At 43.3% G+C, this 15,036-nt stretch carries 13 protein-coding genes; all 13 read left to right on the top strand.

The annotated features are described in order from the left end of the window. Nucleotides 1-196: 196 nt before the first annotated feature. A complete protein-coding gene (locus A5868_RS13575) occupies nt 197-976 on the top strand; it encodes a radical SAM protein (RefSeq protein WP_086305227.1) in 780 nt (259 codons plus the stop codon). A gap of 77 nt (nt 977-1,053) precedes the next feature. Beyond that, nucleotides 1,054-3,456: a trans-4-hydroxy-L-proline dehydratase gene (gene hypD / locus A5868_RS13570; RefSeq protein WP_086305225.1), complete on the top strand. Its 2,403-nt coding sequence runs from the start codon at nt 1,054-1,056 to the stop codon at nt 3,454-3,456. Between the two features lie 563 nt (nt 3,457-4,019). After that, nucleotides 4,020-4,949: a thioredoxin-disulfide reductase gene (gene trxB / locus A5868_RS13565; protein WP_086305224.1), complete on the top strand. Its 930-nt coding sequence runs from the start codon at nt 4,020-4,022 to the stop codon at nt 4,947-4,949. A gap of 80 nt (nt 4,950-5,029) precedes the next feature. Next, nucleotides 5,030-5,347 carry a thioredoxin TrxA gene (trxA, locus tag A5868_RS13560; protein ID WP_010778953.1) on the top strand — a complete coding sequence of 106 codons (318 nt, stop codon included), beginning with the start codon at nt 5,030-5,032 and terminating at the stop codon, nt 5,345-5,347. Between the two features lie 46 nt (nt 5,348-5,393). Next, on the top strand, nt 5,394-5,858 hold the full coding sequence (gene grdA / locus A5868_RS13555; RefSeq protein ID WP_086305222.1) for a glycine/sarcosine/betaine reductase complex selenoprotein A: 465 nt from the start codon (nt 5,394-5,396) through the stop codon (nt 5,856-5,858). Between the two features lie 83 nt (nt 5,859-5,941). Beyond that, nucleotides 5,942-7,477 carry a glycine/sarcosine/betaine reductase complex component C subunit beta gene (gene grdC, locus A5868_RS13550; protein ID WP_086305220.1) on the top strand — a complete coding sequence of 512 codons (1,536 nt, stop codon included), beginning with the start codon at nt 5,942-5,944 and terminating at the stop codon, nt 7,475-7,477. A gap of 3 nt (nt 7,478-7,480) precedes the next feature. Beyond that, on the top strand, nt 7,481-8,641 hold the full coding sequence (gene grdD, locus A5868_RS13545; RefSeq protein ID WP_086305218.1) for a glycine/sarcosine/betaine reductase complex component C subunit alpha: 1,161 nt from the start codon (nt 7,481-7,483) through the stop codon (nt 8,639-8,641). 107 nt (nt 8,642-8,748) lie between these two features. Then, nucleotides 8,749-10,074, top strand: coding sequence for a glycine/sarcosine/betaine reductase component B subunit (locus A5868_RS13540; RefSeq protein ID WP_086305216.1), 1,326 nt, complete (start codon nt 8,749-8,751; stop codon nt 10,072-10,074). Nucleotides 10,075-10,123: 49 nt separating this feature from the next. Next, a complete protein-coding gene (gene grdH / locus A5868_RS13535; protein ID WP_086305214.1) occupies nt 10,124-11,443 on the top strand; it encodes a betaine reductase selenoprotein B in 1,320 nt (439 codons plus the stop codon). Nucleotides 11,444-11,518: 75 nt separating this feature from the next. After that, complete coding sequence (locus A5868_RS13530) at nt 11,519-12,982, top strand: BCCT family transporter (RefSeq protein WP_086305212.1); 1,464 nt, start codon at nt 11,519-11,521, stop codon at nt 12,980-12,982. A gap of 175 nt (nt 12,983-13,157) precedes the next feature. Further along, nucleotides 13,158-13,856: a GntR family transcriptional regulator gene (locus A5868_RS13525; protein WP_086305210.1), complete on the top strand. Its 699-nt coding sequence runs from the start codon at nt 13,158-13,160 to the stop codon at nt 13,854-13,856. Nucleotides 13,857-13,897: 41 nt separating this feature from the next. Beyond that, a complete protein-coding gene (locus tag A5868_RS13520; RefSeq protein WP_086305208.1) occupies nt 13,898-14,455 on the top strand; it encodes a DUF3841 domain-containing protein in 558 nt (185 codons plus the stop codon). After that, nucleotides 14,413-15,012: a DUF3841 domain-containing protein gene (locus A5868_RS13515; RefSeq protein ID WP_086305206.1), complete on the top strand. Its 600-nt coding sequence runs from the start codon at nt 14,413-14,415 to the stop codon at nt 15,010-15,012. Before A5868_RS13520 ends, A5868_RS13515 begins: the two co-directional genes overlap by 43 nt. Nucleotides 15,013-15,036 lie beyond the last annotated feature (24 nt).

The raw sequence follows: 15,036 nt of genomic DNA, 5'->3' as shown, positions 1-15,036 counted from the left end.
GGAATCGAATAGCGAACTAAAAAATTTTTTTGAATAGTAAGAAAATTGAAGATGTATAGTAAGTATACCTAAAAAGCGCACAAGCGTCATTGAAATGAAAAATATAGAAAAAAAAGCGCCAATAATTCACTATTATGAATAAAGCGCTTGCAACTGTTGTGGTGAGACTTTATAATAAAAGGTGGGAGGGAAGCACGTGAAAAAGCCGACGATTTTTAATATTCAGAAGTTTTCGACCCATGATGGGCCGGGCATACGTACGACGATTTTTTTCAAAGGGTGTCCGATTAGATGTGAATGGTGTCACAATCCTGAAAGCCAAATGTTTGGACCAGAGATCATGGTAAACAAATATGGGAAAGAGGAGCTAATCGGGAAAGAGTATTCATTACGAGAATTAGTGAAAAAGATTCAATCTGACCAAATTTTTTATGATCAATCCGGTGGCGGTGTGACGTTTTCTGGAGGTGAGGTCATGGCCCAAGATATGGATTATGTTGTGGCTTTGGCGCAGGAGTGTCAGCGTTTGGGAATCACTGTGACGATCGATACGTGTGGGGTAGCGCCAACGGAAAATTACCGCAGGATTCTGCCGTATACGGATTTATTTTTATATGATTTAAAGTTCATAAATTCACATATTCATCAGTTGTATACAGGCGTAGGCAATCAGTTGGTTCTGGAGAACTTGCGATTTTTATCTGAACAACAAGCGGAGATCAACTTGCGACTGATCCTATTAGAGGAAATCAATGCCGATGAAGTCGATGCCAAGGAGATTATTGATTGGCTGGCAAGTGAAAAAATTCATGTGAGTGAAATCTCGCTGCTTCCGTATCATGATTTTGGCCGAGACAAGTATGAGCGATTAAAACGAGTATGCACGCAAAACTTTGTCAAACCATCGGATGATAAAGTCGCTGCACTTCAAAAGGTTTATCAAGACGCAGGGTATCAAGTGACGATTGGCGGCTAAGTTGTAACATAAAGCCTAAACGTCAGGGGAAATAGTTTTTATCAGTTATTCCTAAAAATGGGACAGGAGGAAAATTAATGGCGGAATTAACACTGGAACCAACGAGAAGAGGAAGTACGGAACGGATCAAACGATTGCGGGAAATCAGCGACAAGGAATGTACACCGAGTATTTCTATGGAACGGGCAGTCCTATTGACGGAAGCCTATAAAAAATGGGAGGGCAAAGTTTCCGCGCCTGTATTACGAGGGAAAGCCTTCAAGTACATTATGGAAAATCGGACGAATTATATTGAAAAAGGGTCTTTAGTTTTAGGAGAAAAGGGCGATAAGCCGTGGGCGGCTCCGACGTTCCCAGAACTGTGCTGTCACACCTTAGAAGATTTTGAAAACATGAACAATCGTGAGAAAGTCTTTTTCCGTGTAAGTGAAGAAGATCGACGCATTCAAGAAGAAGTCATCATTCCTTATTGGCACGATCGTGCGATGATGACTCGAATGAATCGTCTGCTGCCGGAAGAGTGGCATTTGTTGTTTGATGCAGGATTATACACTGAATTTTTAATGCAGCGTGGACCAGGACATACGGTAGCCGATGGAAAAATGTATCAAAAGGGCTTTGCGGATTTCAAAGCAGATATCCAGCAAGAAATTGACAATCTAGATTACAACAAGGACATGGAGGCGCTGAATAAACGGGAAGAGCTGGAAGGCATGAAGCTGGTCTGCGAGGGCATGATCATTTATGGAAAACGCTACGCGCAGCAATGTCGTGACCTAGCTGAGAAAGAGACTGATCCGCAGTGGAAGCAGGAATTATTGGAGCTGGCTGACGTCTGCGATGTGGTGCCGGAACACGCGCCGCAAACCTTCCGCCAAGCGATCCAGATGTATTGGTTCACCCACATTGGCGTGACGGTGGAGATGAACAACTGGGATGCTTATTCGCCAGGGAAATTGGATCAGCATTTAGAACCCTTCTATGAAAAAGATATTGAAGAAGGGCGTTTGACGCGAGAAGAAGCGCGGGAATTATTAGAGAATTTATGGATTCAATTCAATAATCAGCCGGCACCGCCAAAAGTCGGGATCACACTGAAAGAAAGCGGCACGTATACAGATTTCTGTAATTTAAATACGGGTGCGTTGCGTCCAGATGGAACCAGCGGCGTGAGTGATGTGAGTTATTTGATCTTAGAGGTTATGGATGAAATGAAGCTGCTGCAGCCAAGCTCAAATGTACAGATTTCTCGCAAATCACCGGAAAAATTCTTGCGGGAAGCCTTAAAAGTCTCTCGCAAAGGCTGGGGGCAGCCAGCGATGTATAATTCGGAAGCCATTTTAGCAGAATTAAGTTATCTAGGAAAAACGGTGGACGATGCCAGAGAAAGCGGGATCTGTTCAGGCTGTGTCGAAGTTGGGGTGGCAGGAAAGGAAGCTTATGTATTAACAGGTTATTTAAACATTCCGAAAGTCTTTGAACTGGCGATGAATCGAGGCTACGACCATTATACAGACAAGCAGGTGGGGATCGACGTAGGAGACTTCACGAAGATGACCACCTATGAGGAAGTATTTGACGCCTTCCATCAGGAGCTGCAATACGTAGTGGACGTAAAGGTGGCTGGGAATAACCTGATCGAACGGATGTATATGGAATTCATGCCCGTACCGCTGCTTTCCGTTATGTCGGATGACTGTATCAAAGTCGGCAAAGACTACAATGCAGGCGGTGCCCGGTATAACACGAGCTACATCCAGTGTGTTGGAATCGCAACGATCACTGATTCGCTGGCTGCGATGAAGCACAATGTCTTTGAAGAAAAAACGATGACGATGCAGGAATTATTGGACGCCTGTGAAGCAGATTTTGAGAATTACGAGGAAATCTACGACAGAGTGTACAATGACACACCAAAATACGGCAATGACGACGAGTACGCGGATACCTTACTGCGAGATGTCGCAGCCTCTCTGCAAGAAGTGATCGCGGGTCGTCCGACACCAAAAGGCTCTAAAACCGTGGTGGAATTTTTACCAACGACGTGTCACGTGTACTTTGGTCAAGTGATGGAAGCTTCGCCAAATGGCCGTCACAAAGGGATTCCACTACCAGACGGCATTTCTCCTGAGAAGGGCGCCGATCGCAATGGGCCGACAGCAGTCATTAAATCGGCCTCTAAAATCGATCAGACAAAAACTGGCGGCGCACTGTTGAATCAGAAGTTCACACCAAGTGTGGTAGCAGGAGAAGCAGGAATCACCAATATGGCGTCACTTGTCCGCAGTTATTTTGCCTTGGATGGGCACCATATCCAATTCAACGTGATTGATCGGGACACCTTGTTAAAAGCACAAAAGCATCCAAAAGAATACGAAAACTTGATTGTACGTGTAGCGGGTTATAGCGACTATTTCAATAATTTAGAGAAAGCACTTCAAGACGAAATCATCTCAAGAACGGAACAAGCTTTTGGGTAAATCTTACTTTTATACGTGTTAAAAGCCAGAGTAAAATCCTCTGGCTTTTTTTTATTGAAAATAAAAAAACAGTTGTGAAAGAAGATTTTCAATTTTTTTAGGTAGTTAAAAAAACAAATTGAGAGCGAACGATTATTCCTATTGAAATCTCGATTTAGGAAGATAAGAGGACTATCCAAAGAATGAGATTAAAGTGAATCGTGTAACAAATTCGAGTTTCTAAATTAAAAATAGACAATAAGACAACAAAATAAAACGTCATTTCTACCAAATAAATAACGAAAAATTTGGATTAAAAATACATTGATTAGCGCTTCCAATACTGATAGAATAGTTTTTGTACAAATAGTCGTTTGTCGACAATCGACTTTAAACAGAGAAATACATAACGATAAATCGAGCATACGTGCTGCACATAGTAAGTTTTTTATTTCACAATTATAAGGCGATGAAATTCTCTCAATAGAGAGTCTACGTTTTTTTACAAAGGAGCAGAAAAATAGTCATTTCGTAAATCACGATGATTGTTCATCGTAGGTTATAAAAAAGAATGGGGGATAGGTATGCAAGTGTATGACGTTATCATCATCGGTGCAGGACCAGCGGGCTTGTCAGCAGCTATTTATGCTGGTCGAGCAAGGCTAAAAACGTTATTGATCGAAAAAGGAAAGGATGGCGGACAGATTATTTTGACTTCCGAGATCGAGAACTACCCAGGAAGTCTCGAAGAAGAATCAGGGCGTTCGCTGATTCAGCGTATGTCTGAGCGGGTAGCCTCTTTTGGTGTTGAGAGAGCAGCAGACACGATTGTTGATGTTGAGCTTTCCGGCGAAGTAAAGGTTCTTAAAGGGAAAAAGGAAGAATACCATGGCCGTTCGGTCATTATTGCTTCAGGAGCATTTCCTCGTCCGATCGGTTGCGAGAATGAAAAGGAGTTTATGGGGAAAGGTCTTTCTTATTGTGCGACATGCGACGCTGCCTTTTTCGAAGATATGGAGGTATTTGTTATCGGTGGGGGAAATTCGGCCGTAGAAGAAGCACTTTTCTTGGCCACATTTGCTCGAAAAGTAACGATTATCCAAAACTTAGCGGAACTAACAGCAGACGCGATCGCGATCGAACAAGTGATGGCCAATGACAAGATTCACTACATTTATCATTCGATCGTGGAACGTTTAGATGGGGATGGGATCGTCGAGTCTATTACGATTCGGAATACCCAAACCAATGAGACGACTCGCTTTGACGCTGACGAAGAAGACGGGTTGATCGGTGTTTTCAGTTTTATTGGCTATTTACCCCAATCGAAACTCTTTGAAAACATGATTGACATGGAGAACGGCTATATTAAAACCGATGAAAAAATGGCAACAAATGTTCCCGGTGTATACGCAGCAGGCGATGTGCGTGTGAAGAATGTTCGCCAAGTGGTGACCGCTAGTGGTGATGGGGCCACAGCAGCCGTCGCAATTGAGAAGTATCTGCATCACTAAAATTTTTCTTGAAGGAACCATCTGAGCTGTCTTTTATCAGGAGAGACAGCTACATCATAAGGGTAAGGGGTAATGAACCAATGAAAGTTTTAGACAAAAAGAATTTTGAAACAGAAGTAGTGCAAAGTGAAGGGACGATGCTCGTGGATTTCTTTTCAGAAACCTGTGAACCCTGTCAGGCTCTGATGCCGAGTATCGAGGCGCTGGATGCGAAATACAGCGATAAGATGCCCTTCGCAAAGCTGGATACTGCGAAAGCGAGAAGGGTAGCGATCGGGCAAAAAATTCTCGGTATCCCGGCGATCGCCATATATCAGGATGGAAAAAAAGTCGAAGAACTGGTAAAAGACGATGCGACACCAGAAAGTGTAGAAGCAATGATTCAAAAGTATATTTAACGGGTCACACCGATTAAATAATATAAAAAAACAAGGAGGAATCATTATGTTGCTGAAAGACAAAAAAGTTATCATCCTCGGCGACAGAGACGGCGTTCCTGGTCAAGCCATTGAAGAATGTGTGACACCACTAGGCGCAGATGTCGTATTCTCATCTACAGAATGCTTTGTCTGAACGGCCGCGGGCGCAATGGATCTGGAAAATCAAAAGAGGGTAAAGGAATTCACAGAGGAATTCGGTGCTGAGAATATTGTTGTTGTTCTTGGTGCGGCAGAAGGTGAAGCTGCTGGATTAGCAGCCGAAACTGTAACTTTGGGAGACCCTACGTATGCCGGTCCATTAGCGGGAGTCCAGTTAGGACTTGACGTATATCATATCGTTGAACCAGAAATGAAAGAAACGATCGACTCTGAGCTGTACGAGGAACAAGTTGGCATGATGGAAATGGTACTAGATGTTGACGATATCGTTGACGAAATGGCTTCCATTCGAAGTCAAATAGGTGAATAAGTTTGATGTGCAGCTTTTTATGATACTGGACATTGACTTGTTCAGTATCATTCCAAAATTGTGAAAAGAAAGGATGTTTCTATTTGTATAGCGTATTGAAAGGGTCGAGCTATTTTCTTGCCCATACCCCAGATATGGTAGTACACAATGGTACTACTCAAACACTTCAAAGAAAAATTGATCCTGATTCAGAATACTTAAAAAACATAAGCGAACACTTGCGGGACTATGACACTTGTGTATCCTATCCACCGAATCAAGTCTACATTGGCAATATGACACCAGATGAACTCGAAGTATTCGAGACCCCTTGGTATGATAAAAAAGCTGAAAACAAACGACAAGGAAAATTCGGCGAAATCATGCCTGAAGAGGAGTTTATCGGCATGATGAAATATGTCGATGTTTTTGACTTGGTTAAGTTAGAAGATCGTTTTAGTCAATCAATAAAAAGTAAATTGGATAAGCATCCTTTATTGGATGAACAAATCTTAGAAAAGCTTTCGGAAAAAGTAACGAAGGAAGATATTGACGGGTTCATCAAGAATGAAAAGGCGGAACCAATCTATTTTAATGGAGACACCGTTGGTTGTGTAAAAGCCGCTCATAATTTAGATGATACCTTATTTGCGCATGTCATTTTTGAGAACTTAGTCTCAAAAGCCTCTTGTACGATCGCGATTTTACATTTGCTAGAACAGACGGGCGTGGATAAAAATGAGATCGAGTATGTATTGGAGTGTTCAGAAGAAGCCTGCGGAGATATGAACCAACGAGGCGGCGGGAATTTTGCAAAAGCAGCAGCGGAAATGGCAGGCCTGGAAAACGCGACAGGCAGCGATGTCCGTGGTTTTTGTGCTGGACCTACGCATGCATTGATCCAAGCAGCTTCCTTGGTTAAATCCGGTGTTTTCAAAAATGTTATCGTTGCTGCTGGCGGATCAACTGCCAAGCTTGGCATGAACGGAAAAGATCATTTGAACAAAGGTCTGCCGATTTTAGAAGATTGTGTGGCAAGCTTTGCGGTATTGATCTCTAAAAACGATGGGATCAATCCAGAATTGAATATCGACATCGTTGGGCGGCACACGGTTGGAACAGGAGCGTCACCTCAGAAGGTGATTTCGTCATTGACGAGTATCCCTTTGGAAAACGCTGGATTAAAACTAACAGATATCGATAAATACTCTGTAGAGATGCAAAATCCAGATATTACAAAACCGGCAGGGGCTGGGAACGTGCCGGAAGCAAATTATAAAATGATCGGCGCATTGGCAGTAATGAAGGGACAAATCCAAAAAGCGGAGCTGCCAGATTTCGTGAAACAGCACGGTATGGTCGGATGGGCACCAACGCAAGGACACATTCCTTCAGGGATTCCTTATTTAGGTTTTGCAAGAGAGAATATGTTAGCAGATGGTATCAATCGAGCAATGTTTGTCGGGAAAGGGAGTCTTTTCCTAGGGAGAATGACAAATTTGTTTGATGGGATCTCTTTTGTCATGCAAAAAAATAGCGGCAAACAAGAAGAAACAATTTCTGAAGATCAAATCAAGCAAATGATCGCGGGATCTTTACGAGATTTTGCCAATCATCTTGCTGGAAAGCTTGAGGAATAGTTTATGGCAGGAAAAGAAACCGATCAACTCATTGCAAAGGTGTTTCAAGAGCTTGCGAACACCTTGGAAACGGGGCGAAAAACTACTTCAACAGTCGCTTTAACTGCTCTAGGAAGCGAACACGATGAGTCTGAGCTGATTGAAGCGGCAAAAATGGCCGCAGACAAAGGGATTTCGATAAAAGTAATCGGTACGAAAACCTTAGACTATTCAGGGATTGAGACGGTTTTGGTTTCTGATGCAGAGGAAGGCCATCAGAGGCTCGAGGAGCTGTTAACAAAAGGACTTGTGGATGCAGGCGTCACGATGCATTATCCTTTCCCTATTGGAGTGTCTACTGTTGGCAGAGTCATCACGCCCGCAAAAGGCAGACAGATGTATCTTGCGACAACGACTGGAACATCTGCGTTAACACGCGTGGAAGCACTGGTGCTGAATGCGTTATATGGCATCATTACAGCCAAAGCTTGCGGTATTGCAGCGCCGACAGTCGGTCTATTGAACCTTGATGGCGCTCGTCAAGCGGAGATCGTGTTGAAACGTTTGGCAGAAAACGGCTATCCGATTCATTTTGCAGATTCCAGCCGCAGCGAAGGTGGTGCGATCATGCGAGGCAATGATGTTCTCAACGGAACCTGTGATGTTATGGTAATGGATTCATTAACCGGAAACGTCTTGCAAAAAATATTTTCTTCCTATACTACAGGCGGAAATTATGAATCGTTAGGTTTCGGCTATGGTCCGGGCGTTGGCAAAGGCATGGATAAATTGATTATGATCGTTTCAAGAGCTTCAGGTGCGCCGGTCGTTCGTGGTGCGATCGAATTTGCGGATGAATTGATTCGCGGAAATTTCAAAAAAATTCAGGAATCAGAGTTCATTAAGCTCGAACAAGCTTCTTTAAGCACGCTGTTAAAGGAAGCACAGCCGCAAAAAGAAAGTCTTCAAGAAGAAGAAGCAGTTCCTCCAGAAAAGGAGATCGTCACAGAAGAAATCCACGGCGTTGAAATTTTAGATCTAGAAGAAGCTGTACAGCATTTATGGAAGAAAAACATATACGCTGAAAGCGGGATGGGCTGTACAGGTCCAGTAGTGATGATCGCTGAAAAGAACCTTTCTGAAGCAAAAATATTTTTAGCAGAGGCAGGCTATATCGGAAAGTAAGTTCAATATCTGAAAAATCATATTCATTGCTATAAGGGTACAGGGATCGCAAATCAAATGATTTTTTCTAAAAACCGATTCCTGGAAATGAGAAAGGAGCAAGCAACATGAAATTGGATATCGCAAATTTTCATGTTAATGAGATTCAATTCGGTGAGAAAACAACCTACACGAAGGGTCTCTTGACAATAAATAAAAAAGAAGCGTTAGACGTTGTGTTTGAGGATGAACACATCACGGAGGCAGAATTGCACATCGTTAACCCGGGAGATCACGTTCGGATCGTCCCAGTAAAAGAGGCAGTTGAACCAAGGTATCGCGTCGGTGGTGGTCCTGTATTTCCCGGAGTGACAGGCAAACTGATGCAGGCAGGAGACGGTGTAACCCATGCGTTGAAGGGAATGAGCGTGCTAGCTGTCGGCAAACATTGGGGCGGCTTTCAAGACGGACTGATCGACATGAGTGGCGAGGGCGCGAAATATACGTATTACTCTCAACTCAAAAATGTCGTATTAGTAGCCGATACAGATGAAACATTTGAGCATCACGAACAGCAAAAGAAAAACCATGCTTTGCGCTGGGCAGGAATGCGTTTAGCTGAGTATATCGGTGCTTGTACGAAAGGGTTGAAATCGGATGAGGTAGAAACCTATGCCTTGGACCCAATAACGAAGCGTGATGAGGCTGTAGCTAAATTACCAAGTGTTGTCTTTGTTTTACAACCGCAGTCTCAAATGGAAGACGACGGGTACAACGACTTAAATTACGGCTGGAATTGCAACTGGATGCTCCCAACGCTCATGCATCCGAATGAAGTGCTGGATGGCGCGATGATTTCAGGATCATTTATGCCATGTTCATCGAAATGGTCGACCTATGATTTCCAAAATTTCCCGATGATCAAACGATTGTATGAAGAGCACGGACAATCGATCAACTTCCTGGGAATCATTATGTCGAATCTAAACGTTGCTTTAGAGCAAAAGGAACGCGCAGCACTTTTTGTTGCACAATTAGCGAAAAGCTTGGGCGCAGACAGTGCAATCGTTGCCGAGGAAGGTTATGGCAATCCTGATGCTGATTTTACAGCGTGCTATGTGGCATTGGAGGATGCGGGCATCAAGACTGTCGGATTGACCAATGAATGTACTGGACGCGACGGCGCGAGCCAACCGCTGGTATCAATGGATGAAAAATGCGACGCGATCGTCTCTACTGGGAACGTTTCGACATTGATCGAATTACCACCGATGGAAACTGTGTTAGGTGAATTGGAAGCTTTGGCGCGGGACGGACTTTCGGGAGGCTGGTCAAATGATGAGATTCTTGGTGCGTCTGTGAAGCCGGATGGTTCTATTATTATGGAAAATAATGCCATGTTCTGCGGCGATCAAGTAGTGGGCTGGTCAACAAAGACGATGGTGGAATTCTAACAAGAGAATAGACACGTCTAGTAGTTGAGTAAGAATTAGGAGGGAAAATATGAAAGCGATTTTATATATCAATCAATTTTTCGGACAAATCGGCGGGGAAGAATTTGCTGGTCATGAGCCGGAAATAAGAGAGGGAATCGTCGGTCCGGGCATGGCTTACGCTAAGGCGTTGAAGGACGAAGTAGAGATCACCCACACGATTATTTGCGGGGATAACTTTATGGGTTCGGAAACCGATGAAGCAATCAAACGAATATTGGAATTTCTAGAGGATAAAGAATTCGATATTTTCTTTGCGGGACCAGCCTTTCGAGCGGGGCGTTATGGTGCTGCCTGCGGGCATATTTGTTCTGCTGTTCAAAAGAAATTCGGTGTACCCGCAATCACGTCAATGAACGAGGAGAATCCGGGCGTAGAAATGTACCGTAAAGAAATGTACATCTTTCAAGGCGGTGCTAGTGCTGCGGCGATGCGTAAAGATGTAGCGAAGATAAGCGCGTTTGCTTTGCGTTTATTATATGGAGAGACACTTTATTCGGCAGAAGAGGAAGGGTATTTTGGGCGCGGTGTTCGCGACCAAATTTGGTTGGACCCGCCAGTTCCTGCGACGGATCGTGTCATGGATATGTTGCTGAAGAAGGTGAATGGGGAAGCGTATCACTCTGAATTGGTTATTCCAAAATCTGAGAGAGCCCCTATCGCTCCAGCTATTTCTGCCGAAGAATTGACAAAACTGAAAGTTGCTCTCGTTACGTCAGGCGGGATCGTTCCCGTTGGCAATCCGGATCGTATCCAATCGGCATCGGCAACAAAATGGGGGAAATACAATGTGGAATCGATGGATAGCCTGAGAAAAGGTGAATTTATGACGATCCATGCGGGATTCGATCCAGCCGCAGCCAATGATGACCCAAATGTTGTCCTGCCATTAGATGTATTGAAAGAGTACGCGGAAGAAGGCAAAATTGGCGGCGTATATCCTTATTTTTATGCGACTGTCGGCACAGGGACGACTCAAGCCGAAGCAAGTCGGATGGGACAAGAGATTGCAGATGAACTGATCGAAGATGGCGTTAAAGCTGTTATTTTAACCTCCACCTGAGGCACCTGTACTCGTTGCGGTGCAACGATGACCAGAGAAATTGAAAAAGCAGGAATCACGATCGTTCAAATGGCGAACTTGATCCCAGTTGCTCGAACCGTGGGCGTCAATCGAATTGTGCCAACGATCTCAATCCCGTACCCATTGGGAGACCCTGCGACACCAAAAGAAGTTCAACATCGCCTGCGTTACCATCGAGTAGGGGTCGCATTGGACGCTCTGTCGACAGAGATCGAAGAACCTCGACTTTTTGAAGTGAAAGTTTAATTTGTACACACGGACGAACCGCCAAACTGCGGTTCGTCTAATAAAAAAACTTTAAAGAGAAGAGGAGACCTACAGATGAAAAAAAATATCGTTTTTTATGTTTCGCTGTTGATTACTGGGATAATCGTACTGATCGGCTTGATTGCTCCAGACCCATTTGCGCAAGCGATGAATAGCACAAAAGCTTTTTTGGTGGATACATTTGGCTGGTTTTATTTGATCGCGATGTTTGTTTTTGTCATCTTCTCGTTACTTATTGCTTTTAGTCGTTTTGGGAAAATAAAGCTTGGACCAGATGATTCGGTTCCAGAATATAGCAACCGTTCGTGGTTTGCGATGTTATTTGGTGCAGGAATGGGGATTGGATTGGTTTTCTGGGGTGTTGCGGAACCGCTGAATCATTTTACGACTTTTGGCGGTACGGAAAAAGCAGCAGATATGGCGATGCAAAAATCCTTTTTACACTGGGGATTTCATCCGTGGGCAGCCTATTCGATCATTGGAATGGCACTGGCCTATTTTCAATTTAGAAAAAATACGCCTGGACTGATCAGCAGTATTTTTTTACCGATTCTAGGAGAAAAAGGCGTGAGAGGACCTATTGGTAAACTCATTGATATTTGTGCAGTTTTTGCGACCGTAGCGGGAATCGCTACATCGTTGGGACAAGGAACCTTGCAGATAAATTCAGGGCTGAACTACCTATTTGATATTCCAACGACGAGGTTGGTTCAGATAGTGATCATCGTCGCACTGACCATTGTCTATACGTGGACCGCAGTCAGCGGGATCGATAAAGGAATCAAGCTGTTATCAGATATTAATTTGTTTTTAGCGATTGCGATTTTGCTCGGCGCATTTTTGGTAGGGCCTAAAATCATGGCTTTGAATATTTTTACGAACTCATTTGGCGGCTATATCAATACGATCGTGTCAGAAAGCTTTTCAATCAATCCTTTCGGGGACAATGCGTGGCTCGGATCGTGGACAATTTTTTATTGGTCGTGGTGGATCGCCTGGGGGCCGTTTGTTGGAACGTTCATCGCTAGAATCTCAAAAGGAAGAACCATCAAAGAGTTTGTTTTGGGCGTCATCATCGCTCCTTCAATGGTGTCGTTTATTTGGTTCTCGATTTTTGGCAGTCTTGGTCTTCATTTAGACATTGGGATCATTAACAAGGCAAAAGAGGTCACAGAAACGGCTCTTTTTGTTGTTTTTGCTGAATACCCATTAGGCATGCTCTTTTCTATTATCGCGATTTGCCTATTGTGTACCTTCTTCATTACATCGGCCAATTCGGGTATTTTTGTTCTATCAATGTTCTCATCGGAGGGCGACTTGAACCCCGGAAACGATAAAAAGATTTTGTGGGGTGTCATTCAGGCGATGTTGGCCTTGGTTCTATTGATGACAGGCGGATTGGATGCGCTACAAACGTGTTCAATCGTAGCGGCGCTCCCCTTGACGGTGATTATGCTGTTATGTGCGGTTTGTTTATTTAAAGCCTTGCTGCTAGAAAAGCCTGAATCAATAGAATGATCTAACTGTTCATGTGAATACAGGCACAATTTTACTTTGCTCATTTTCCGTAAACGAGTACGGAGGTATGGTTGTAATAAAAGGCAAAAACAACCAAATCCCGAACGACAAGAGACTTAGTAAAGGCTTTCTGATATAATTAATAAGATATATCAGAAGGGATGCTGATTCATTTATGGATATTATGCCTAGATACGAAAAGCAAAGTTTAAGCGACATGGTCGTGTCGTATGTGAAAAACAGAATCTTGTCGGGCACATTAAAAGGCGGCGACCGTTTGATTGAGACAGACATTTCGAATAACTTCAATATTAGTCGTGCGCCTGTGAGAGAAGCGATGCGCATTTTAAATGAGCAAGGATTGATCACGTTTTCCCCTCGTAAGGGAAACCACGTGATTGAAATGGGACCAGCAGAGATCATGGAAGTGTTTGAGATCCGAACTTCTCTTGAAACGCAAATTTTACGTAAAATTTTGCGGAATCAAATGATCAAGGAAGCACATTTTCAGAAACTAACGGAAATTGCTTTAGAAATGAAGGATGGCGAAGAGCGTTGCCGCAATGAAGAGGACAAAGTCTTTTTGTTCAATACGCTTGATTTGTCGTTTCATAGATACATCTGGCAATTGTCAGGGAGTGTCAGGCGGGCGCAGATTTTAGAAAGTCTATACTATCAATTGCTTATCGCAATGAATGAAGACCTGTCCTCTTTAGGAATCCTTGAAAAAAAATCGGAGGAACACTTGGCTTTTGTAGAGGTTTTACGGAAAAATGAACTACCATCCGTGGTCCGCGCGTTCCACAAGCATATTCAAGATTATGTCAGAGCTACGTTGCCAAATGAAGAGAAAAATTTTTGTTTGGATTGTTAAGAGAAACCGATTTTTTGTCTCTTTCAATCTAAGGAGGAGACATGGCAAATAAAGTAAAGGTTTGGACGAAACAGCATGAAGGCATTTTGCAGGTGCTAGACCAAACAGGGCGTTTTCTGGCGCAAAAAACCTATATTCAGCAGAAAATGGAAGACCATGCCCCATTGTACCTTGGTGTGTATGAATGGTATTTTCATAGAGCTTCAAAGATTGTTCCGCCGCCCGTCGATGCAAAATACCCGATCTGGGTCTCCCTTTCGAAAGAAGAAAGGATCGCGAACAGTGAAGGGAATGTTATTTTAGAGGTCGAACTGGAGGAAGAGCAGCTGCTCATTGTTGATCTGTTGAAGTGGGGCAATATCGTCAATCATTTGTATATCCCTAAAGATTTAGCGGATCAAAAGGAACATGCCAGAATGCTGAATACGTATGGAATTGATGATGTGACTGCCTTTATGACACCGTTTTATCCCAATATCAAACGAAAAATCGAACAAAGCCATGACCGCCTTTTCGACGACACTAGTGTGTTAGGAGAGAGGAAAGTGGGGACGATATGGGAAATTCGCAAGGAATGGATTACGAAGATAATAAGGTAACACTGTACACGTCTCAAAGCCAAGAGGTTGTTGCGAACCTACTCGAATCGGGCAGGCATTTAGTTAAAAACGTGTATATAAAGGAAAAGTATGGGGAGACTTCACAAGTATTTCTCCAAGCCTATGGGTGGTATTGTCAGCACGCTGCACAGATCGTTGAGCGACCGCCAGCAGCAGAGTCTGCGATCTGGACGTTTTTAGATGCGAAATATGTCAATTATTCGCTGGATTCACAAATAATTAAATTACGTGTTCCAATTGAAAAAATCGTTTTTTTCCGTATGTCTGATTGGAATAAAATTTTGAATTTACGTTTATTGGGCACGCTTGAAGAGCAAGCGGCCTATGCTGCTCAGTTAAAAAAATATAGGATTCGTTATGAAGGCGACGTGTACACCACTGGTTTTTATCCGCATCTGAAAGCAGAATTGGTGCGCAGCTGGCAAAAGCTTTTTCAGTATGATCAAGCGATCAAAGAGATGAAATGCTTGCCATTTGAAGATATCCAAGGGGGAATCTGGGAGATTCAAGCTTGTTGGATCGATGCAATTTTTTAAATCAGAGACAAGAATAAAACGAAC

Source organism: Enterococcus sp. 12F9_DIV0723 (assembly GCF_002174375.1).
In the GTDB taxonomy this organism is placed as follows: domain Bacteria; phylum Bacillota; class Bacilli; order Lactobacillales; family Enterococcaceae; genus Enterococcus_A; species Enterococcus_A gilvus.
The sequence above is the reverse complement of the archived record's forward strand: the minus strand, read 5'-3'. Positions and strand labels throughout refer to the sequence as shown.

Bases quoted from the DNA above. Each gene is read 5' to 3' on its own strand.
- trxA (WP_010778953.1), top strand. From the start codon at position 5,030: ATGAAAGTTTTAGACAAAAAGAATTTTGAAACAGAAGTAGTGCAAAGT.
- grdD (WP_086305218.1), top strand. From the start codon at position 7,481: ATGGCAGGAAAAGAAACCGATCAACTCATTGCAAAGGTGTTTCAAGAG.
- A5868_RS13530 (WP_086305212.1), top strand. From the start codon at position 11,519: ATGAAAAAAAATATCGTTTTTTATGTTTCGCTGTTGATTACTGGGATA.
- A5868_RS13520 (WP_086305208.1), top strand. From the start codon at position 13,898: ATGGCAAATAAAGTAAAGGTTTGGACGAAACAGCATGAAGGCATTTTG.
- A5868_RS13540 (WP_086305216.1), top strand. From the start codon at position 8,749: ATGAAATTGGATATCGCAAATTTTCATGTTAATGAGATTCAATTCGGT.
- trxB (WP_086305224.1), top strand. From the start codon at position 4,020: ATGCAAGTGTATGACGTTATCATCATCGGTGCAGGACCAGCGGGCTTG.
- hypD (WP_086305225.1), top strand. From the start codon at position 1,054: ATGGCGGAATTAACACTGGAACCAACGAGAAGAGGAAGTACGGAACGG.
- A5868_RS13515 (WP_086305206.1), top strand. From the start codon at position 14,413: ATGGGAAATTCGCAAGGAATGGATTACGAAGATAATAAGGTAACACTG.
- A5868_RS13525 (WP_086305210.1), top strand. From the start codon at position 13,158: ATGGATATTATGCCTAGATACGAAAAGCAAAGTTTAAGCGACATGGTC.